This window comes from Mycobacterium sp. NTMscope_MAC_269 (genome assembly GCF_976985695.1).
The window spans coordinates 3226894-3247802 of record NZ_OZ335668.1 but is presented as its reverse complement, the minus strand read 5'-3'; the positions used below and the strand labels follow the sequence as shown (position 1 = coordinate 3247802).

The 20909-nt window shown below is 68.3% G+C and carries 15 protein-coding genes; 10 read left to right on the top strand and 5 right to left on the bottom strand.

Annotation, left to right across the window (positions count from 1 at the left end):
• Nucleotides 1-63: 63 nt before the first annotated feature.
• Entirely contained in the window at nt 64-1278 is a 1215-nt protein-coding gene (gene arcA / locus ACZ50Z_RS14980) for an arginine deiminase (protein WP_464484257.1), read from the top strand.
• 72 nt (nt 1279-1350) lie between these two features.
• On the opposite strand, the gene ACZ50Z_RS14975 is transcribed toward arcA, so the two are convergent.
• Nucleotides 1351-2883 (bottom strand): dolichyl-phosphate-mannose--protein mannosyltransferase, encoded by a 1533-nt coding sequence (locus ACZ50Z_RS14975; RefSeq protein WP_464486249.1) that lies wholly within the window; start codon nt 2881-2883, stop codon nt 1351-1353.
• A gap of 82 nt (nt 2884-2965) precedes the next feature.
• On the opposite strand from ACZ50Z_RS14975, the gene rsmI reads away from it, so the two are divergent.
• Complete coding sequence (gene rsmI / locus ACZ50Z_RS14970) at nt 2966-3805, top strand: 16S rRNA (cytidine(1402)-2'-O)-methyltransferase (RefSeq protein ID WP_464484256.1); 840 nt, start codon at nt 2966-2968, stop codon at nt 3803-3805.
• Here the strand turns inward: rsmI and ACZ50Z_RS14965 are convergent.
• The 3 genes from ACZ50Z_RS14965 to ACZ50Z_RS14955 are packed head-to-tail and all read right to left on the bottom strand — an operon-like array spanning nt 3802 to nt 7161.
• Nucleotides 3802-5052, bottom strand: coding sequence for an aminodeoxychorismate synthase component I (locus ACZ50Z_RS14965; protein ID WP_464484255.1), 1251 nt, complete (start codon nt 5050-5052; stop codon nt 3802-3804). The genes rsmI and ACZ50Z_RS14965 overlap by 4 nt on opposite strands.
• Nucleotides 5053-5068: 16 nt before the next feature.
• On the bottom strand, nt 5069-5977 hold the full coding sequence (locus ACZ50Z_RS14960) for an RNA polymerase sigma-70 factor (RefSeq protein WP_464484254.1): 909 nt from the start codon (nt 5975-5977) through the stop codon (nt 5069-5071).
• Entirely contained in the window at nt 5974-7161 is a 1188-nt protein-coding gene (locus ACZ50Z_RS14955) for an NAD(P)/FAD-dependent oxidoreductase (RefSeq protein WP_464484253.1), read from the bottom strand. The genes ACZ50Z_RS14960 and ACZ50Z_RS14955 overlap by 4 nt, the downstream gene beginning before the upstream one ends.
• 353 nt (nt 7162-7514) lie before the next feature.
• Here ACZ50Z_RS14955 and ACZ50Z_RS14950 point away from each other — a divergent pair, with 353 nt between their 5' ends.
• Nucleotides 7515-9188 (top strand): hypothetical protein, encoded by a 1674-nt coding sequence (locus ACZ50Z_RS14950; protein WP_464484252.1) that lies wholly within the window; start codon nt 7515-7517, stop codon nt 9186-9188.
• 200 nt (nt 9189-9388) lie between these two features.
• A complete protein-coding gene (locus tag ACZ50Z_RS14945; RefSeq protein ID WP_464484251.1) occupies nt 9389-11257 on the top strand; it encodes a putative bifunctional diguanylate cyclase/phosphodiesterase in 1869 nt (622 codons plus the stop codon).
• A 3-nt stretch (nt 11258-11260) separates the two neighbouring features.
• Here the strand turns inward: ACZ50Z_RS14945 and ACZ50Z_RS14940 are convergent, their stop codons facing one another.
• Nucleotides 11261-12055 carry an FkbM family methyltransferase gene (locus ACZ50Z_RS14940; RefSeq protein ID WP_464486248.1) on the bottom strand — a complete coding sequence of 265 codons (795 nt, stop codon included), beginning with the start codon at nt 12053-12055 and terminating at the stop codon, nt 11261-11263.
• A 342-nt stretch (nt 12056-12397) separates the two neighbouring features.
• Here ACZ50Z_RS14940 and ACZ50Z_RS14935 point away from each other — a divergent pair, with 342 nt between their 5' ends.
• The 6 genes from ACZ50Z_RS14935 (at nt 12398) to ACZ50Z_RS14910 (ending at nt 20897) form a co-directional block, all read left to right on the top strand.
• Nucleotides 12398-14074, top strand: coding sequence for a hypothetical protein (locus ACZ50Z_RS14935; protein WP_464484250.1), 1677 nt, complete (start codon nt 12398-12400; stop codon nt 14072-14074).
• Between the two features lie 176 nt (nt 14075-14250).
• Nucleotides 14251-15726, top strand: coding sequence for a tyrosine-protein kinase domain-containing protein (locus tag ACZ50Z_RS14930; protein ID WP_464484249.1), 1476 nt, complete (start codon nt 14251-14253; stop codon nt 15724-15726).
• Between the two features lie 53 nt (nt 15727-15779).
• Nucleotides 15780-17231 (top strand): O-antigen ligase family protein, encoded by a 1452-nt coding sequence (locus ACZ50Z_RS14925; RefSeq protein WP_464486247.1) that lies wholly within the window; start codon nt 15780-15782, stop codon nt 17229-17231.
• 15 nt (nt 17232-17246) lie between these two features.
• Complete coding sequence (locus ACZ50Z_RS14920) at nt 17247-18260, top strand: glycosyltransferase family 4 protein (protein ID WP_464484248.1); 1014 nt, start codon at nt 17247-17249, stop codon at nt 18258-18260.
• A 16-nt stretch (nt 18261-18276) separates the two neighbouring features.
• The gene (locus ACZ50Z_RS14915) at nt 18277-19203 is read left to right on the top strand and encodes an aldo/keto reductase (protein ID WP_464484247.1); all 927 of its coding nucleotides are present in this window, start codon (nt 18277-18279) and stop codon (nt 19201-19203) included.
• 8 nt (nt 19204-19211) lie between these two features.
• On the top strand, nt 19212-20897 hold the full coding sequence (locus ACZ50Z_RS14910; protein WP_464486246.1) for a GMC oxidoreductase: 1686 nt from the start codon (nt 19212-19214) through the stop codon (nt 20895-20897).
• Nucleotides 20898-20909: the final 12 nt, after the last annotated feature.

Sequence of the window (20909 nt, the reverse complement as noted above, 5' to 3'; positions counted from 1 at the left end):
GGCGGGCCGCGCGGCGGGCGTGTGACGCGACCGTCCAGCCCCCGCCGCCGCTACGGTTGAGTCGTGGGTGAGGTTGAGCTGGGCACCAAATCGGAGGTCGGCGCGCTGCGCACGGTCATCGTGCACCGTCCTGGCGCCGAGTTGCTTCGGCTCAACCCGCGCAACGTCGACCAGCTGCTGTTCGACGGCCTGCCGTGGGTGGCCCGTGCGCAAGACGAGCACGACCAGTTCGCCGAGGTGCTGCGTTCCCGCGGTGTCGAGGTGTTGTTGCTGTCGGATCTGCTCACCGAGGCGCTGACGCACAGCAGTGCGGCGCGGATGCAGGGTGTCGCCGCAGCCGTCGACGCGCGACGGCTCGGAGTGCCGCTGGCGCAAGAGCTTTCGGCGTACCTGCGAGGGCTGCAACCGCCCCGGTTGGCGCAGGTCCTGATGGCCGGCATGACGTTCAACGAGTTACCCGCGGACACCCGTACCGACGTGTCGTTGGTGCTGCGCATGCACCACGGCGGCGATTTCGTCATCGATCCGCTGCCCAACCTGGTGTTCACCCGCGACTCATCGATCTGGATCGGCCCGCGGGTGGTGATCCCGACGCTGGCGTTGCGGGCGCGGGCCCGTGAGGCGTCGTTGACTGATCTCATCTACGCGCACCACCCGCGGTTCACCGGGGTGCGGCGCGCCTATGAGTCACGGACCGCACCGGTCGAGGGCGGTGACGTGCTGCTGCTCGCACCCGGCGTGGTCGCGGTCGGGGTGGGGGAGCGCACCACGCCTGCCGGGGCGGAAGCGTTGGCCCGCAGCCTGTTTGACGACGACCTCGCGCACACGGTGCTCGCGGTGCCGATCGCGCAGCGGCGCGCGCAGATGCATTTGGACACGGTGTGCACGATGGTCGACACCGACACGGTGGTGATGTACGCCAACATCGTCGACACGCTGTCGGCGTTCACCATCCAGCGCACCCCCGACGGGGTCGCCATCAGCGACGAGGTCGGATTCCTGGAGGGTGCGGCCAAGGCGATGGAGATCGACAAGCTGCGGGTCATCGACACCGGGCTGGATCCCGTCATCGCCGAACGCGAGCAATGGGATGACGGCAACAACACGCTGGCGCTCGCGCCCGGCGTCGTCGTCGCCTACGAACGCAACGCGCAGACCAACATTCGCCTGCAGGAGGCCGGCATCGAAGTGTTGACCATCGCGGGATCCGAATTGGGCACCGGCCGCGGCGGCCCGCGCTGCATGTCGTGCCCCGTCAGCCGCGACGCCCTTCCATGACGCCGCGAAACTGTAGGTGGCAACGCATTTCCCGAGTGCGGGCGTCGCCAGTTGCAGTCTCGCGGCGAAAAATTAGCGCCAGCTGGGCAGCCAGATCTCCATGTTCCACGTCTGCTGCGAAATCGGCAGCCCGGTGAGCACCGGGAACAGCCAGGCGAAGTTCGTCACCACCAAGGCGACATAGGCGCACACGGCGATCAGCCCCAGCGTGCGTCGTTCCGAGTTCACCCCGGGCCCCCGGGCGGGGGCTCCCGGGGTGTAGAGGATGTCACCGCAAATCAGCGCGATGGCCATCACCAAAAACGGCGCCATCGTCGCCGCGTAGAAGAAGTACATCTGCCGATCGATATCGGCGAACCACGGCAGCCACCCCGCGCAATAACCCACCAGCACAGCGGCGTACCGCCAATCGCGGCGCACCAGCATGCGCCACAGCGCGAAAATCAGCACTGGCACCGCGACCCACCACATCGCCGGCGTGCCCACCAGCATCTCGGCCTTGACGCAGGACTGCGCGCCACACCCGGGCACGTTCTGCTCGTCGATGGCATAGAGCACCGGCCGCAACGACATCGGCCAGCTCCACGGTTTCGATTCCCACGGGTGATAGTTGCCGGCCGAATTCGTCAAGCTCGCGTGGAATTGAAAAGCCTTGGCCGAGTAGTGCCACAGCGACCGGATCGCGTCGGGGAGCGGGAGTACCGAACGCGGGCCGATCGTCTGGCCCACCTCGTGCCGATCGATGGCCGTCTCGGAGGCGAACCACGGCGCATAGCTGGCCAGATACACCAGCACCGGGATAAGGCCCAGCGCATAACCGGTGGGGACTAGGTCGCGCCGCAGCGTTCCCAGCCAGGGCCGGTCGACCTGATACTGGCGCCGCGCGGCCACGTCGAACGCCAGCGACATCGCGCCGAAAAACACCACGAAGTACAGGCCCGACCACTTTGTGCCGCAAGCCAATCCGAGCAGCACCCCGGCGCCGAAGCGCCACCACCGCACACCCAGCCGCGGACCCCAGACCGTGTCGGCGGTGCGGCCCTGCAGCAGCGCGACGTGCATTCGTTGCCGCACCTGGTCGCGGTCGACGATCAACGCGCCGAACGCGGCGACCACGAAGAACGTCAGGATGCCGTCGAGCAGCGCGGTCCGCGAGGCGACGAAGCTGACACCGTCGCAGATGACCAGCACCCCCGCGATCGCGCCGATCAGCGTCGACCGGCTCATCCGCCGCACGATCCGCATCACCAGCGCCACCATGACCACGCCGAGCAACGCGCCGGTGAACCGCCAGCCGATGCCGCTGTAGCCGAAGATCGCCTCACCGATCGCGATGAGCTGCTTGCCCACCGGCGGGTGGACCACCAGGCCGAACCCCGGATTGTCTTCCACCCCGTGGTTGTGCAGCGCCTGCCAGGCCTGCGGGGCGTAGTGCTTCTCGTCGAAGACGGGCGTGCCGGCATCGGTGGGCGAGCCCAGGTTCAAAAAGCGGGTCACCGCGGCCGCCACCGCGATCACACCGGTCACCACCCAGCCGCGGACATGATCGGTGGGCCCGAAATCGGCCACCGGAATCCGAGGGCCCGGGCTGACGACGGGGACCACGCGCTCCTTTGCGGCACCCTCGATGGTCAAGGGGGATTCGCGGGGCGGGGCAGTCATCGGTGTCGATCGTAGGCTGTCGACCATGACCACCGGCCGCCTGTTGCTGGGCGCGACCCCCTTGGGCCAGCCCGCAGATGCCTCACCCCGCCTGCTGGACGCGCTGGCCAGAGCCGACGTGGTGGCCGCCGAGGACACCCGCCGGGTGCGCACGTTGGCCACTGCCCTCGAGGTGAAGATCACCGGCCGGGTGATCAGCATGTTCGACCGGGTCGAGGCCACCCGGGTCGACTCGGTGGTCGAGGCGATCGCAGCGGGCGCGACCGTGCTGGTGGTCAGCGACGCCGGGATGCCCCTGATCAACGACCCCGGCTTCCGGCTGGTGACGGCGTGCGTGGACGCCGGCCTGCCCGTGCACTGCCTGCCCGGGCCCTCGGCGGTGACGACCGCGCTGGCCCTGTCCGGCCTGCCGGTGGAGAAGTTCTGCTTCGAGGGGTTCGCCCCGCGCAAGAAGGCGGCGCGACGAACCTGGCTGGATTCGCTGGCCGACGAGCGACGCACCTGCGTGTTCTTCGAGTCGCCGCGCCGGTTGGCCGCCTGTTTACAGGACGCGGTCGAGCGGCTCGGCGGCGCGCGCCGGGCCGCGGTGTGCCGGGAACTGACCAAGGTGCACGAGGAAGTGGTGCGCGGACCGCTCGACGAGCTGGCGGCGTGGGCGGCCGACGGTGTGCTCGGCGAGATCACCGTGGTGCTGGCCGGCGCGACGCCCCGCGCCGACCTGCCGTCGCTGGTCGCCGCGGTCGAGGAGCTGGTCGCGGGCGGCGCTCGCGTCAAGGACGCCTGCGGCGAGGTGGCCGCCGTCCACCCCGAGGTGCGGTCCCGCCAGCTCTACGATGCGGTCCTGAAGGCCCGCCATCAGAACTAACCCGCCGGGCTCGCGGCCGCGATCGACGGCAGCCCGACGATGGGCGACGCCTTGTGCAGGCATTCGGCCCACTCGGCGTCGGGGTCGGAATCGGCGGTGATCCCGCCGCCGACACCCAGCACCGCCCCGCCCGCGGCGTCGAATTCGACGGTGCGGATCGCGACGTTGAGTTCGCAGCCGGCGACGGGTGAGGCCAATCCGATTGTCCCGCAATAAATTCCGCGTCGATATGGTTCCCACTGCGAGAGCAGTTGACGGGCACGGTGTTTGGGCGTCCCGGTGACCGATGCCGGCGGGAAGGTCGCGTCCAGCAGCGCCGACATCGGCAACTCGGCGGGCACCTGCGCGGCCACCGTCGACACCAGGTGCCACACGCCCGGTGCGCGCCGCACCACCAACAGCTCCGGCACGGTCACCGAACCGACGACCGCCACGCGGCCGAGGTCGTTGCGGACCAGGTCGACGATCATGATGTTTTCGGCCACCTCTTTGGCCGACGCGCGCAGCGCCGACGGCCAGGCGTCCAGCGGCAAGGTGCCCTTGATCGGGCTGGACATGACGGCCGTCCCGCGCCGCCGCAGGAAAAGTTCCGGGGACAGCGACGCCACCGCACCCCACGGGCCGGCGACGTAGGCGGCCCGCGCCGGAGCGGTGCGGGCGACGCCGTCGATGAAGAAGTCCAGCGGGGAGCCGGTGACCGTGCCAACGACCTGGGTGCACACGCACGCCTGGTAGACCTCGCCGGCGCGGATCGCTTCCAGGCAGGCGAGCACCCCGTCGCGGTGCGCGGACCGGTCGGCGACGCCCCAGTCGATCCGGCATTCGCGCGCCGGCGCGGCCGGCGCGGCCAGCGCGGCCGCGAGCCAACCCGGCATCGGTGCGCCGGAGAGGCTTTCGTACCACCAGTGCCCGTCGCGGTCGCGGCGCAGCACGCTGTCCGTCCAGCCGCCGGCGGCCTCGGGGATCCGGTTGGGATGCGCGTCGGCGCCGGGATCGGGATACGACAGGTAACCGACCCACCCGCCGCCCACCGCGCGCGGCTCCAGCGTCCGCGAGGGCTCGGCCGCGAACACGTCGTCGACGTCCACCGGACCCACCGCCAGGCTCGGCGCGATCACCGCCAGGGCACCGAACCACTCGCCGGTCAGCGCGGCCGGCGGCGGGAGACCCCGCCGGGCCGCGGCGTCACCGACGGCGCGCAGCACCTGGGGTGCGGCGCCGAGATCGCCGAGCCGGTCGATGCGCACCGACCCAGTGTGCCGCTCAGCCCCGGCTGATGTCGCGAGCGGTGGCCAGCGCCGCCAGTTTGCGCGGGTTGCGCATGACGTAGAAGTTGGTGATCTTGCCATCGGCGATCTCCACCGTGATCACGCCTTCGAGCTGGTCGCCCAGGTAAAGCAGCACCGCCGGGGCGCCGTTGCAGGTGACCGTCTCCACCCGCAGCGTGGCCATCTCCGCGGCCCTGCGCATCAGCCCGGCGATCGCCCGGGCCACCTTGTCGGCGCCGACCACCGGCCGTCGAGCCGCGCTCACCACGCCGCCACTATCAGCCGTCCAGGTGGCGTCCGGGGCCAGCATCGTCATCAGCGCTTCCACGTCACCCCCGGCGGCCGCGGCCAGGAATTGCGCGGTGATCTCGGCGGTGCGCTCCGGGTCCGCCGCCTCGAATCGCTTGCGTCGGGCCCGGACGTGTTCGCGGGCCCGGTGCGCCACCTGCCGCACCGTCGGCGTCGGCTTGCCCACCGCCTGGGCGATCTCGCCGTAGTCGAAGCCGAACACCTCGCGCAGCACGAACACGGCCCGCTCGTCGGGACTCAGCGTCTCCAGCAGGACCAGCATCGCCATCGAAATCGACTCGGCCAGAACGACATCGGTGGACGGATCCTGCTCGTCGAGGAGCAGCGGCTCGGGCAGCCACGGACCCACATACTCCTCGCGCCGGCGGGCGTCGGCCCGCAGCGCGTTGAGCGACTGGCGGGTGACCAGCTGGGCGAGATACGACTTGGTGTCGCGCACCGTCGCCAGGTCGACGGCCGACCACCGCAGATAGCTGTCCTGCAGCACGTCGTCGGCCTCGGTCGCCGAGCCCAGCATCTCGTAGGCGATGGTGAACAGCAGTGGCCGCAGCAGGGTGAACCGTTCGGCGTGCTCGCTGCCGGTCGCGGAAGTCATGGCAGCGCGACCCGCTGGTCGGCCGGTGACTGCGCGGGCCGCTTGCCGCCCTTGAGCCAGAAATACGAACCGGGTTTGGCGGCCTCGCGCCGGATCGCCCACAGCGTGGCCTTGCAAACCGTCTCCTTGAGCGACGCCGCCGCCCGGCCGCCGAGGTACATGTTCACCGGGGTGTCGTCGGTGCGCGCCAGCTGGAAGGTGGCGTGCGTGCGGCCCAGGCTGATGCACTGCCCGACGAACGCCTGGGACAGCGCCGCGGGCGCGTCTCCGGCGATGCGGCTGAGCACGGTGTCGGCGGCCTGGGCGCCCATCGGCCCGGCGGCCTGGCAGCTCATCCGCAACGGCTGACCCGACGGCGCGGCGGCGTCGCCCGCGGCGACGATGCGGTCGTCGTCGATGCTGGTGAGCGTGTCGTCGGTGAGCAGCCGGCCCATCGGATCGGTGCGCAGCCCACTGCGCGTGGCCAGATCGGGCACGGTGAATCCGGCCGTCCACACGGTGGCCGCGCTGGGCAGCACGACGCCGTCGGTGAGCACCACGTCATCCCAGCGCACCTCGGCCACGGCGACGGATTCCAGCACGGTGACTCCGAGGCGTCGCAGCCGCTTGGCCACGGAGCGCCGGCCCCGCTTACTCAGCGACGGGCCGAGGACGGGTCCGCACACCAGCGTGACCGGGCGCCCTTGCTCGGCGAGCTCGGAGGCTGCCTCGATGCCGGTCAGCCCGCCGCCGACCACCGTGACGGGTGCGGGGAGCGGCAGATCGGTGAGGGCGTAGTGCAGCCGCTGCGCGCTTTCCAGGTCGCAGACCGAATGCGCGAACTCGGCGAAGCCCGGCACCGTCACGGGCGCCGCGCCGGTGCTTCCCACGGCATAGATCAGGTAGTCGTAGTTCAGCTCGGCGCCCGAGGTCAGCAGGATGCGCCGGCCGGCGGGCTCGATGGCCTCGACCGCGTCGACGATCAGCCGTATCCCGTCGCCGAGCAGCGTCGCGTAATCGGCGGTCGCCGGGCCGGTGTCGGCGACCAGCTGGTGCAACCGGATGCGTTCCACGAAGACCGGTCGGGGGTTCACCAGCGTGATGTCGATGTCCGCGCGCTGGCGCAGACGGTTAGCGGCCAGCGTTCCGGCATAGCCGCCGCCGACAACGACGACATGGGTTGTATTGCGGGCCACCTCGGTCATGACTGTCTCCTGTTCGTGAGGACCTGTGCCCTTGAGACACCGCAGACCGGCCGAGCGTGACACGGTCGCCGCTATTGTGACCCGTCTCACTGCGCACAGGGCGGCCCGATGCGGTCAGTGGTCAGCCATACCACCGCTGAGCTGCGGCGAAGCGGTGCCGGGGCACGCGTGATACGCTGCGCTACGCCAATTCGTGGCCCGTCACCGGGCCGGTTACACGCACCAGACAACCCGCGAAATATGGGGCCACTTGCACGCGCATCGGTGTGTATCGGGAGAAGCAACCTTGACGACGACGATCTTTGCGAGCGGCCGCGTGCGTTTGCCGTCGGGCGCGATCTGACGCGGTGACGATGATGTGCTCATCGAGGACAAGCGCGCTTGCCGCTGTCGCGTGCGCGGCGCTGGTGTTGAGCGGATGCGGTGGCAAGAGTGATCCAGGGCCGCTGTCCGCGATGGTCAGTCCGGCGATCCCACCCACCGCGCAAGAGATTCCGAACCCATTGCGTGGTCAATACGAGGAGATGCTGAATCCGCTTTTCCCACAAGGTAATTCGGCGCAGCAGCGGTACTCGTCCTGGCCCGCGTCGTACGACGCCAGCCTGCGCGTGTCGTGGCGACAGTTGCAGCCCGTCGATCCGCGGACGCTGCCCCCCGATGCGCCCGACGACCGCAAGTTCGATTTCAGCGCGATCGACGACGCGCTGAACAAACTCGGGGCTCGGAACATGCGTCTGACGCTCGGCGTGTACGTCTACAAGTCCTGCTGTAACGACGCCTATGCGGACAACACCAACATCGCGATCCCGGACTGGGCGCGCCCGTTTGCGGCCAGCTATCCCGCTCCGGCGAAGAGTGCGGCGCCGGGCGTCACCCAGGTGGTGCCGAACTTCAACGACCCCGACTACCTGGGCGGGGTCAGTCAACTGCTGGCCGCCCTCGGCCGCCGCTACGACGGCGACGAGCGCCTGTCGGTGTTCGAGTTCTCCGGCTACGGCGACTTCGGCGAGAACCAGGTCGCGTATCTGCGTGATTCGCTGAGCGCGCCGGGGCCCGCGCCGGACGACAGCGTGGCAAAGCTGGGCTATTACAGCCAGTTCCGCGACCAGAGCATCACCAAGGCGGCGATCGCGCAGTTGGTGGCGGCGAACACGAACGCTTTCCCGCACACGCCATTGGTGGTGGCCCCGCAGAATCCGGAGATCGTGCGCGAATTGTTCGCCGACGACGTCACCAAGAAGCTGGCCGCGCCGGTCGGCGTGCGCGCGGATTGCCTCGGAGTGCAGGCGCCGTTGCCGGAATGGGCCGACGCCAGCGACTCGCACTACGTGCGCTCCAACGACGCCGTCGTCAGCGCGCTCAAGCAGCGGCTCACCTCGGCGCTGGTGATCAGCCAGTGGTGCCGGTTGCCCAGCGGCGCCGACCCCCGGTCGTACTACGAGAAGGGCCTGCACGACGTCATCCGGTATCACGTGTCGATGACCTCGAGCGCCGACTTCCCCGACCGGGACGCGCCCTCGGCGATGGATCCCAAGCTGTTTCTGCTGTGGGGCAAGGCCAATACCTCCGCGGGTTACCGGTACTCGGTCGAGGCGCAGCCCGGATCGCAGTCGATCCAGGGCAAGGTGGCGACGATCTCGGTGGCCTGGACCAACTACGGCTCGGCGGCCGCCACCGAGCACTGGGAGCCCGGCTACAAGCTGGTCGACTTCTCCGGGGCGGTGGTCCGCAGCCTGCCCGCGACGGTGAATCTGGCGAAGCTGGTCCACGACGAGACCAGCCAATCGCGTGAGGAACCGGTTCCCGAATCGTCGAGCGAGTCGGTACACGTCGACGTGGCGAGCCTGGCGCCCGGCCACTACACGCTGCGGGCCTCCGTTGAATGGCGGCAACACAAACCGGACGCCTCGCACGTCGTCAATTACGCCCCCATGGCGTTGGCTCGGGATGGCCGCGACGGTTCCGGGCTGTACCCGATTGCCACACTTGACATCCCGAGTGACTCGGCCTCAGCAAACGGTCAGTGACATCGTTCGGCCGCGGCGATCCTTCGTTCGCTGCGGGCTTTTCGTAACCCCGGATGGGCGCGGCCATGCGTGATACCGTTCTCACACGGATTTCGGCCGCTTGACCTGACGGGTCGGGATTCAACCAGCAAACGTTCGAGCGAACCGTCGGGAAATGCGTGGGGGGCCCGGGCGGGATAGTGCCCGTATCGGAGGAGTCCGTGCCACGCAGCCTGAACCTGGTGGTCACCTCCGTTGCCACGCAGCTGATGGAGGCCACGGCGCCCACCGCGACCTCGGTCAGCGAAACGGTGCTCGCGCAGCTTGTCGAGCAGTTCGATGTGGACGCCAGCTTCCTGCGCCACCACGACAACAACGACTCCGCGGCCTCGACGTTGGTTGCCGAATGGCCGCGGCGCACCGGTGGCCCGGATCCGGATCCGATGGCCGCCCTGCAGTTGGCCGGTGTCGAGTCGGTGCTCGCCCAGTGCGAGCGAGACCGCAAGCCCGTGGTCACGCGTCCGGATCGGCCCGACGGCTGGGTTCGCCGCGCGCTGAGGCCGCGCGCGGCGCCGGCGTCGCCGTCGGTGGCCGCCGCGCCGCTCGTGTCCAGCGACGCGTGCACCGGTGTGCTCGGCTTCGTCAAGTTCGGCGCCCGCAAGTGGAAGCAAGAGGAGATCAACACCCTCGAGGCGGTGGCCGCGCTGTTCGCGCAGCTGCAAGCGCGCATCGCCGCCGAAGAGCGGCTCCGCTATCTCGCCGAGCACGACGACCTGACCGGCGTCTACAACCGGCGGGCGCTGGTCGCGCACCTGTCCGCACGACTCGCGGCCGGCGGCCCCGGACCCGTCGCGGTCTTCTACCTCGACCTCGACCGGCTCAAGCCGATCAACGACTACCTCGGTCACACCGCGGGTGACTGGTTCATCAGGGTCTTCGCGCAGCGCATCGAGGAGTGCGCGGGGATACCGAGCATGATCGCCCGGCTCGGCGGCGACGAGTTCGTCGTCATCCCGGACGATCCGATGTCGCCGGAGGTCGCTGAGGCGTTCGCCCGCCGCCTGTCGAGCATGCTGTGCGATCGCCTGACCATCGGTGGCCACGTGATCAGCCGGACCGTCAGCATCGGGCTGGCGGTGGGCATGCCCGGCTCCGACAACTGCGCCGATTTGCTCCGTCGAGCGGACGAGGCCGTGCTGACGGCCAAGCGTGCCGGCGGCAATCAGACGGCGGTGTCCACCGACGACATGTCGCTCAAGCGGGCCTTCCGCAACGACATCGAGCTGCACCTGCAGGGCGACATCGAGAGCGAAGGTCTGGTCCTGCATTACCTGCCCGAGGTCGATTTGTGGACCGGCGCCATCGTGGGTGCGGAGGCGCTGGTGCGCTGGCGGCACCCGGTCTGGGGGCTGCTGCTGCCCGACTCGTTCATCGGCGTGGCCGAATCGACCAATCTCGCCGCGGAGTTGGGCGGGTGGGTGATGCGCAGCGCCTGCGCCGAGTTCAGCCGGTGGCGCGCCAATGGCGTCGGGCATGGCGCCATGCTGCGCATCAACGTGTCACCCCTGCAGCTGATCAGCCGTGGCTTCGTGGAAAGCGTCGCCGACACGATTGGTGAGTTCGGTATCGATGCCGGATCGGTGTGCCTCGAGATCACCGAACGCGCCGTGGTGCACGACATCGAAACCACGCGAAAGACCTTGTCGGAGCTCAAGGAAGTCGGCGTGCAGCTCGCCATCGACGACTTCGGCACCGGCTATGCCGTTCTGTCCCACCTGAAGTCCCTGCCGGTCGACATGCTCAAGATCGACGCCGGGTTCGTGCGCGATGTCGGCACCGACGCCGGCGACCTCGCCATCGTCCGCGCCATCATCGGGCTCGCCGAGGCGTTCGGCCTGGAAGTGGTCGCCGAAGGAGTCGAGACGCCCGCTGCCGCATTGACTTTGATGCAACACGGGTGCCACCGCGCGCAAGGCTTCCTGTTGTCGCGCCCCCTGCCCGGCGACGCGATGGAAGCGCTGCTGTCCGCGCGCTGGATGCCGATGCCGTTTCTCGCCGACCGCGAATCGTCTTCGCTGGGCTCGATGTAGCGGTCAGCCTTCGGTTGGCAAGAACACGAAGTTGTTGACGTAGGTGCCGTGGCCGGCCCAGCCGTCCTCCCGCGTGCCGACGTTGGCCGGGTTCTGATGCTGAGCCGGGTCGAACTCGGCTACGGGCCGCCGAGCGCCATCCAGATCGAAGTAACCCGCGTAACCGAGTCCGGTCAGCAACGTCGTGATCCCGGCGACGGCGTTGGGATGGTGGCGTTCCTCGGCTTCCACCACGATCGCCGGTCGATTGCGCACGAGCGTCTGTGTGGCGCCGTGCAATACCGCGAGTTCGTGGCCCTCGACGTCGATCTTGATCAGCCCGATGTCGTCGAGATGCAGGTCGTCGAGGCGCTTGACCGGCACGTCAATGCTGCGAATTTCTTCCCCACCGACGTCGGTGAGCTCATTGTCGGTGTCGATTGTGCTTCGGCCCGGCTCGGATTCGACCACCCGCATGGCGATCCTGCCGGGATTATCGGACAGCGCTACCGCCTCCACCTGGACCGGGGCACCGACGGCGTCGAACATGGATGCCAGATCGTGGGCCTGCGCCGGGCGGGGCTCGAACGCGATCACCGAGCGCGACGACGCCAGCATGGCAATCGTGAATTCGCCGAGGTCCGCTCCGATGTCCAGGGAGATCAGCTTCGGATCGCACAGCGACGCCACCAGCTGGATGTCCGCGCGGGATTGCCCCAGGCGATGCAGAATTCGAAACTTGCGCCGCCAGAACAGGCGCGGTGCGAGCATTCTGGCCGCCGGCGCGAGCCAACTTTTGGCCGAGCGTGCGAGGGCCATCTGCTGTGGTCTCCTGTCCGATTTGCGGAGCCCCAGCTTAATCGACGGGGCGTTTAGCAATGCCCAAAGCGCGATGGATGGTCCCGCGAAGTCGACGAGCTTTTCGGGCGGGCGCCCTGATTCAGCGATGTGGCATGGGCCCGGGCTGTACCCTGTTGTCACCCTTGATATCCCGCGCAACGTTATGTCGGTCCACGCTCACCGACGGACGCCGCATCGCGGGCCGCCAGAGAGGTAGCAGTCGATGCATTTGATGGAGACGGTGTTTTTGGAGCACTGCCTGCCGATGCCGTTCCTCTCTTATGGCGAGTCGTCGTCGGACGCGGTTTAGCGAAAGCAATCATGGTCCGGACAATTAGGAACGTTCTGCTCGTCGTCGGCGTGTGCGTGACGTTAGTGCTCGACGGATGTGATCGCCGCGGCGATCTGGATCCGCTCGCCCTGGTCAACAGTCCGGCCATCCCGTTGTCGGTGCAAGACGTCCAGAATCCGCTGCGCGGTCAGTACGAGGACCTCCTGCAACCGCTGTTCCCGCAGGGCAATCCGGCACAGCGGCGCTACCCTGCGTGGCCCGCGTCCTATGACGCCAGTCTGCGTGTCCCGTGGCGGCAGTTGCAGCCCACCGATCCGAGCACACTGCCGCCGGACGCTCCTGACGATCGCAAGTTCGATTTCAGCGTGATCGACGACGCCTTGACCAAATTGGCCAGTCGAAACATGCGCCTGACCCTGCGCGTGGTCGCCTACAACTCCTGCTGCGACGCCGTCTATCCGAACAACACCAACATCGCGATGCCCGACTGGGCGCGTCCGGCGGCCACCAACTACTCCGGTCCACAACGATATTGGTGGATGCCCGGCGTGACGCAGGTCGTTCCGAACTGGAACGATCCGAACTACCTGAACGCCTTCGGCCAGCTGTTGGCCGCGTTGGGCCGTCGTTATGACGGCGACGAGCGCCTGAGTGTCTTCGAATTCTCCGGCTACGGCGATTTCAGCGAGAACCACATCTCATATCTGCGTGACACGCTCGGCGCGCCGGGTCCGGCGCCTGACGAGAGCGTCGCGAAGCTGGGGTATTACAGCCAGTTTCGTGACCAGAACATCACCGCCGAGTCCATTCGCCGGCTGGTTGCGGCGACTGTAAACGCCTTTCCCCACACGCAATTGGTGACCACGGCACTGAACCCGGAGCTTGTGCGCCAGTTGATCGCCGACGACGTGACGAAGAAACTGTCTGCGCCGGTGGGAATCCGCGCGGATTGCCTGGGCGTGCAGGATCCGCTGCCCGCGTGGGCCGAACGGGATGGTTCGCACTACCTACAGTCGAAGGATCCGCTGGTAGGCGCGCTGAGGGGCCGGCTGGCGTCAGCGCCGATGATCACCGAGTGGTGCCAGCTGCCCGAGGGAACCGATCCGCGGACCTACTACGAAAAGGGTCTGCAGGACGTCGTCAAGTACCACGTGTCGATGACATCGAGTTTCAACTTCCCGGCTGTGGATTCGTCGACGCCGATGGAACCGGCGTTGTACTTGCTGTGGGCGCAAGCAAACGTCGTCGCCGGATACCGGTATTCGGTCGAGGCGCGACAGGAATCGCAATCGGTGAAAGACGGCAAGGCGACGCTGGCTGTCACGTGGACCAATTACGGCGCGGCCGCCGCGACGGAAAACTGGGTCCCCGGCTACCGGCTGGTCGATTTCTCGGGAGCCGTGGTCCGCACGTTTCCCGCGACCGTGGCGCTGAAAACGCTGGTCCAAAGCCAATCCGGGGACGGCTCCCGTAAGGAGCCGGTTCCGGCGTCGTCCACGGAGTCCATTCACATCGACATGGCGGGCCTGGCGCCGGCGCACTACACGTTGTGCGCCGCGGTCGACTGGCAACAGCACAAGCCCGGCGCGTCCCATGTGGTGAACTATCCACCCATGCGGCTCGCCCGCGACGGACGCGACGGCAACGGATGCTATCCAATCGCGACGCTGAATCTTTCCCGCGACGTGTTGACTCGCGTTCCGTGACGGTGACGGCGGGCGCCACGTCACCAATTGGGCCGTAAATCAACCGGGGCAGCGGGACCGCGATTCCGCCAAAGCCTGCCTGATGATGCTGCATAATCTGCAGTGGTATGCGCGGCTGGTACTAAAAACCGCAGAGTTTTCTTCCCGCCGAAGGCTTTTAGAAAGGTTAATAGCCGATGGATTTCCGTACCTTCGTCCGGATTCTCGGCGCGCACTGGAAACTCGCATTGACCGCGCTGCTGGCGTGTACCGTCGGCGCCGCGTTCGTGACCGCACTGCAGACGAAGCACTACCAGTCGTCGGCCACGGTCCTGATCTCGTTTTCCGGTGCGACCGACCTCAACGAGGTGTACAGCGGCACCCAGGCCGCACAGGAACGGCTGTCGTCATATGCGCAGATCGCCGGCGGACACATCGTGGCCGAGCGCGCGATCCGTCAGCTCCAACTTCCCATGCGCCCCGATGATCTGCTGAGCCAAACCCAAGTGAAATACACCCCCAAATCGGTGCTCTTCACGATCAGTGTCAAGGACACCGACCCGGTGCGCGCCGCCGCGCTGGCGGGCGCCATGGCCGGCCAGTTCAGCGCGATGCTTCCCACGCTCGCCCCGAATTCGGTGACGAACGGTGCGGGTGCGCCGGTAACCGCGGGACCGCGACCCGAGGTGACCGAGACGACCACGCCGCCGTCGCCGCCGTCGGGTCAACCCTCCGACGTGCCGGCCACGGCAGGACCAACGGGCAAGCCGTGGCCCTTGGCGCGGGCGACCATGGTCGAGCCGCCCCGCGTGCCCAAAATTCCGGTGTCGCCCGTGCCGCTGCGCAACATGGCGATCGGCTTCATCGCCGGTGTGCTTCTGGCCATCGCCGTGGCGCTGACCCGCGAGGCCGGCGACCGCACCGTGCGGACCCGCACCAAGCTGGAGGAACTCACGGGTTTACCCACGTTGGCGGAGCTGCCGGGAAAGCGCGGCGGGACCCCGCGGTTCGGCACCGACACGGCATTCGACGACGCGGTGCGCGGCATGCGCACCCGGTTGCTGCGGGCCATGGGGCCCAACGCCCGCCAGGTACTGGTGGCGGGGCCGTTCGGTGGCGAAGGAACGACGACGACGGCGATGAACTTGGCGCTCGCGCTCGCCGAGATGGGCGAAGACGCACTGCTCGTCGAGGGTGACAGTCGCCGACACGTGATCGCCGGTCTGCTCCGGGTCGAGTCGGGGGAGGGGCTGGCCAACGCACTCGCCAACCCCGCCGCCGCCGCCCAAGTGGTGAAGCCGACGCCGATCTCGAGGCTGCACATCCTCGCGTCGCGGTCCGCCCGGCGCGAAAGTCTGCCCCCCAGCGCGTATATGCCGGAAGTGATCGACCGCGTGGTGCAGGAATTGTCGTCGCGTTTCGACCGAATCGTCATCGACGGGCCGCCGGTGCTGGCGACCGCCGACACCGGTCTGCTGGCCGGCGCCGTCCCGGCGACGGTGCTGGTGGTTCGTGCGAAGCGCACGACCGGGGACGAACTCAAGGACGCGTTGACCGCCCTTCGTGCGGCCGGCGCGCAGGTGGTCGGCACTGTGCTGACCGACGCCCGCCAGTCGCTGCACATCAGGGCGGCCGACCGTGCCTACCGGTCAAAGGTCAGCAGGCCGGCGTGATCCCGTACCTGCGGGCACGTCACCGCCTTGCAGTGGATGGAGCCCTGCTGGCGATGTTCGTGTTCGGATGTTTCGCGTTCGGCGTGTTGTCGGTGCGTCGAACCACCGAGGGAGTGCTGCTCACCGCCGCGTTGTTCTGCGTCGTCGTGTACTGGGTGAAACCCGAAGGGATGGTAGGGGTCACGCTGTTCGGCGCGTTCGCGGCGCTGCCGGAGGGCTTGCACGTCGGGAAAGTCTTTGGCCCGCTGACGATTTACGCGTACCACCTAGCCGCCATCCTCGCGATCTGTTACCTGATCCCCGCCGTGAAGCCGCGGTCGTCCGATTTTGTGCTGCCGGGGATCCTGGTGGTGGCGGTGGTGTGTTCCGCGGTCGTCGGGTTTGCGACGGGAAACCCGGACCTGACGGTGACCCGTGAGGCGACCACGATGATCGAGATGGCCATCGGCTTCGTCCTGGCGATGTTCGTCGTCTACGGCGGTCACGTCAGATGGTCGATCCGGGTGATGATCGTGATCCTGTGGTTTTCGGCGGGCATGGCGATCATCAGCTCGCTGTATGCCATCCGGTTGGCCGGTCGGGCGGAAAGCCTGGAGGGGACGACGGGCGCCGGCCAGGCCGTGCGCATCATCCTGTCCACCCAGACGCCGGCCACCGCGGTGCTGAGCGCGCTGGTCGCGGCTCCGATCGTCGGCCGCGTCAGACCCAGGGCGTATCTCGCGTTGGGCGTTCCGGCGCTGAGCATTTCGCTGCTGTCCTTCTCCCGCAACACGCTGATCTCCATGGGGGTGGCGGCCGCGGTCGCCCTCCTCGGCAGCTTGAGTTGGGCGGCGGTGCGGCGGGCGGTCATGGCCGCAACGGTCGGCCTGGCCGTCGTCGCGGTGGCGGTGCCCGGGTCGCTGTTTTTGCTACAGCGATCAAAGACCGGGGCGTGGCTGGCCGATCAGTACGTCGCGTTCAATCAGCGGGTGCTCGGCGGGGTCACGTCGAGCGCGCTCGCGGTCGACGATTCGGCGCTGGAGCGATTGCGGGAAATCAACCTCCTCAAGGAGACCATCGCCCAGGCGCCCATCTTCGGCCATGGTCTGGGCTACGTGTACCAGCCGCCGACCGGCGACGACGAATTCCATCGCTACCTCTATCCCGCCTATTCCCACAACTTTTACCTGTGGTGGTTGGCCAAGGCCGGCGCGGTGGGCATGGCTGCGTTCGCCTTGTTCGCCCTCACGCCGGTGATCCTGGCGCTTCGTTGCGCCCCGGCCCCCGCGAAGATCAGCGCGGCGGTGGCCGCGGGCCTTTTGGCGATATCCGCCGTGTGGCCGTTGCCCGAGATGCCGATGGACGCCCTGGGGTTGGGCATGGCGCTGGGGGCGGCGATGGGGTACGCCGGCCTGCGGCGCAGGGGTGCCGAAGGCGGCCTGTTCGAGGACAATCCGGCGCCGGCGCCGACCGCTACCCCCGAGCCGCCTCGTGATGCCAGGGTCGGCGCGGTCAGTTCCGCCTAGACGAGCTTGGCCGCCATGATCGCAGTGACACACGTGGGACCCGACATGTACAGCATCGGGGGCACGCAATCCGTAATCCGGGTCTTGCGCGACAACAAGATTGGCGCCGACGACATCCGAGTCTTGTCGACGTGGAACGGGGACCGCCACCTCGAAAATCTGTTTCTCACCGCACGGGCGGCGATTTCACTGGCCCGCACCCCTCGTCCCGCCGTCGTGCACTTCCATATCTCCAACGGCGGGGCCTGGCTGCGCGAAGGACCGTTGATCCGAGTGGCCAGGGCCAAGGGCTTTCGGGTGATCGTCACTCTCCATGGCCCCGACTTTCCCGAATTCGCCAGGTCGCGCCCTCGCTTCGTGGGCGCGACGTTGAAGCGGGCGGACCACGTGATTGTGTTGTCGGAGGAAGCGCGCGCCGCCGTCGCCGACGTGGCGCCCACGGTGCGGACCGCCGTGGTACCGAACCCGATCGTGGTCGACCGTGATGCGCCCGGGGCCGGCTCTACGCCACCTGTGGTGCTCTTTGCGGGCACCGTCGGTCGTCGGAAGGGTGCCGACAGGCTGGTCGCGGCCTGGCGGCTTCTTCTTGCCGAGGGTATCGAAGGTCGTTGTCGGATAATCGGTCCCATCGACGACTACGCCCCGCCCGAGACGGAACGGCTGACCGTCGAAGGCCCGGTCCACCCCGACGCGGTGCGCGCGCTGCTCCGCTCGGTCCGGGTGGTCGTGCTCCCGTCGTTGGCGGAGGGAATGCCGATGATCCTGACCGAAGCCCTGGCCGGCGCGCGCCCGTTCGTCGCGACTCCCGTGGGCGGTACGGCAGAGATCGCCCCCGACCCGGGCATGCTCGTCCCAGTCGATGACGTGCCCGCGTTGGCGGCGGCGATCGGTCGGTACCTGCGCGACCCGGACCTGGCCGAGCGCGACGGGTTACGGGGTCAAGAGCACGTTGCGGCGACCCGGAGTCCGGAAGTCATCGACGCCGAGCTCCGTCGGATCTACCTGGGCTGCGGCATTGCGGCGGGTTGAACTTCAGGGGCCGCAATTGGCGGTCAGCGCACTCGGTTTCGGATGCGGCGCGCTGATGCAGACGCCGTCCCGGAAGGAACGGATGTCCGTGCTGGCCGGCGCCGTGGACGGCGGCATCACCCACTTCGACACCGCACGGATGTACGGGCTGGGGATGGCCGAGGCGGAGCTGGGCGTCTTCCTGCGCACGGTCGACCGCGACAGCGTGACCATCGCCACCAAGTTCGGCATCGACGTCGGCGGCGCGGCGCGGCGGCTGGCCAGATTTCAGGCGCCAGCGCGGGCGGTGCTGAAAAGGGCGCCCGCGCTGCGCCGTATCGTCAAGCGGCAGCAGGCACCGGCGGCGACCGGCCGGGTGTACGACGCGGCCGTCGCGGCACGCAGCCTCGACGAGAGCCTGGCGGCGCTCGGCGTCGACTACGTCGACCTCCTTTTCGTCCATGCGCCAAGGCCTCAGGACACGGTGGCAAGCGACGAACTCCGCGAATTCTTCGAGCGCGCAAGCCGACAGGGGAAAATTCGCGCCTGGGGCGTCTCGCAGGACGAGGGCCTCGAGGCCGACTTCGTCGGGGCGTTCGCGCCGCGGGGAGTCAGCCAGCTGCGCAGCGATCTGCTCAATCCTTCGCCGCGACCGGCCGATATCGCATTCGGCGTCCTCGACGTGCCGTACCGCAGGCTCTCGGGCGCCCTGCGCACAGTCCCGGGGCTGGCGGCGCGCTGGCGCGAAGCCCTGCAGACCGATCCGTTGGCCCGCGGCGTGCTGCCCGGGCTGATCCTCGCGTCGTCGGCCGCAGCAATAGGCTGCCGCGCAATGCTTTACAGCACCACGAGGCCCGAACGGGTCACCGAAGCCGCGAACGCCGTGTCGTCGCCACCCGATGCCGAGACCGTGACGCGGTTCCTCGCCCTCGTTGACGAGTTCCGAGAGGGCTCGGCCGCGTGATTCGCGACATGAAGGACTTCGCCCACGGCATGACGATCGAGACGGATGTGGTGGTCATCGGGGCCGGCCCGATCGGCATCGCGACCGCGCTGGAACTCGTCGGTTCCGGCGTGCAGGTGGTGCTCATCGAAAGTGGTCTGGAGCGCAACGACCGGGCGGCGCAAGCGCTTGCGCTCTTCGACTCGCGGCACGACGACTACTTCCATGCGCGTAGCGCGCTGACCGTCCGCCGGCAGGTCGGCGGAACCTCAGCGCTCTGGGGGGGACGCTGCCTCCGATTCGACCCCGTCGATTTCGAGGACCGACCCATTACCGCGCAGGCGCCCTGGCCCATCGGATACGACGATGTCGCGCCGTATCTCCAGCGGGCCTGTGACTGGGCGGTGTGCGGCCGCGCGGCCTTCAACGCGCGCGACGTCCCCGAGATTGCGGAGCGCGACTTGGTCGGGGGGCTGCCCGACGGCGACGTGCGCACGACCGATCTCGAACGCTGGGCGCTACCAACCCGTTTCGGGCGTCAGTACCGCACGGCGTTGCGCAAAGCTTCCCTTCTCACGGTGTGGACCGGCCTCACCTGCACCGAAATCGTGACGACAGCGGGCGGTGACTCCGTCGATCACCTGGTGGTCAAGGCCCTCAATGGTGACGAGGGGAGGGTGGTTGCGACGGACTACGTCATCGCGACCGGCGGCCTGGAGGCCACCCGTCTGCTGCTGGCCTCGGATCGCCATCACCCCGGGGGGTTGGGGAACGCGGGCGGGCACCTGGGGCGGTGGTACATGGCGCACGTCGAGGGCAGGGTCGCGCGTGTGCAATTCACCACCGATGAGGTCATCCACGGATACGAGCGGGACAAGCAAGGGGTGTATGTTCGCCGGCGCTTCACCTTCGATCCAAGAATGTTGCGCGAAGCCGGGATGCCCAACGCCGCAATCTGGCTGGTGAATCCGCCGATCAGCGACCCGAGTCACGGCAGTGGGATCCTGTCCGGTGTTTACCTGACGCTGATCTCGCCGATCGGCCGGTTCCTGCTTGCGGGGGCGATCCGCGAGGCGCACACAAAGACGGACGGTTCGCCACGCATCCTGGCGCACTTGGGCAATGTGGTGCGGAACCTGTTCGGTTCCCTCCGGTTCGCCATCGCGTTCTGCTACGCGCGGTTCGTCCGAAGGGGCCGCAAGGCGCCCGGGTTCTTCGTGAGGAGCGCCGACAATCGTTACCTGCTCCAGTACCACGGCGAGCACCTTCCGCACCGGGAGAGTCGAGTCGAACTGACCGGCGAGCGAGATGCCCTCGGCATGAGGAGGATTCGCACCCGCATGCACTTCTCCGACGCCGATTACGCCAGTGTGCGCAAGGCCATCGTCGCCATCGACGAACACCTTCGCCGCCACGGTGTGGGATACGTGGAGTGGCTGACCGACGATGTCGAGGCCACGGTCCGTGCGTACATGAAGAAGCGCACCGGTTTCCACCAGGCGGGAACCACCCGGATGTCGGCCTCGCCGGAAGGCGGCGTCGTAGACCCGCACCTGCAAGTCCACGGCATCCGCGGATTGTACGTTGCGAGCACCTCGGTGTTGCCGACGTCGAGTCAGGCCAACCCGACGCTCCTCGGGATCGCGCTGGGTGTGCGGCTCGCGGAGCGTCTGGCTAAAGCTCGAACCGACTGTACTGCAAGGGATTCACGATAACGGCGGTGCGGG

Bases quoted from the DNA above. Each gene is read 5' to 3' on its own strand.
- rsmI (WP_464484256.1), top strand. From the start codon at position 2,966: ATGACCACCGGCCGCCTGTTGCTGGGCGCGACCCCCTTGGGCCAGCCC.
- ACZ50Z_RS14960 (WP_464484254.1), bottom strand. From the start codon at position 5,977: ATGACTTCCGCGACCGGCAGCGAGCACGCCGAACGGTTCACCCTGCTG.
- ACZ50Z_RS14955 (WP_464484253.1), bottom strand. From the start codon at position 7,161: ATGACCGAGGTGGCCCGCAATACAACCCATGTCGTCGTTGTCGGCGGC.
- ACZ50Z_RS14950 (WP_464484252.1), top strand. From the start codon at position 7,515: ATGATGTGCTCATCGAGGACAAGCGCGCTTGCCGCTGTCGCGTGCGCG.
- ACZ50Z_RS14940 (WP_464486248.1), bottom strand. From the start codon at position 12,055: ATGGCCCTCGCACGCTCGGCCAAAAGTTGGCTCGCGCCGGCGGCCAGA.
- ACZ50Z_RS14935 (WP_464484250.1), top strand. From the start codon at position 12,398: ATGGTCCGGACAATTAGGAACGTTCTGCTCGTCGTCGGCGTGTGCGTG.
- ACZ50Z_RS14930 (WP_464484249.1), top strand. From the start codon at position 14,251: ATGGATTTCCGTACCTTCGTCCGGATTCTCGGCGCGCACTGGAAACTC.
- ACZ50Z_RS14925 (WP_464486247.1), top strand. From the start codon at position 15,780: ATGTTCGTGTTCGGATGTTTCGCGTTCGGCGTGTTGTCGGTGCGTCGA.
- ACZ50Z_RS14920 (WP_464484248.1), top strand. From the start codon at position 17,247: ATGATCGCAGTGACACACGTGGGACCCGACATGTACAGCATCGGGGGC.
- ACZ50Z_RS14910 (WP_464486246.1), top strand. From the start codon at position 19,212: ATGAAGGACTTCGCCCACGGCATGACGATCGAGACGGATGTGGTGGTC.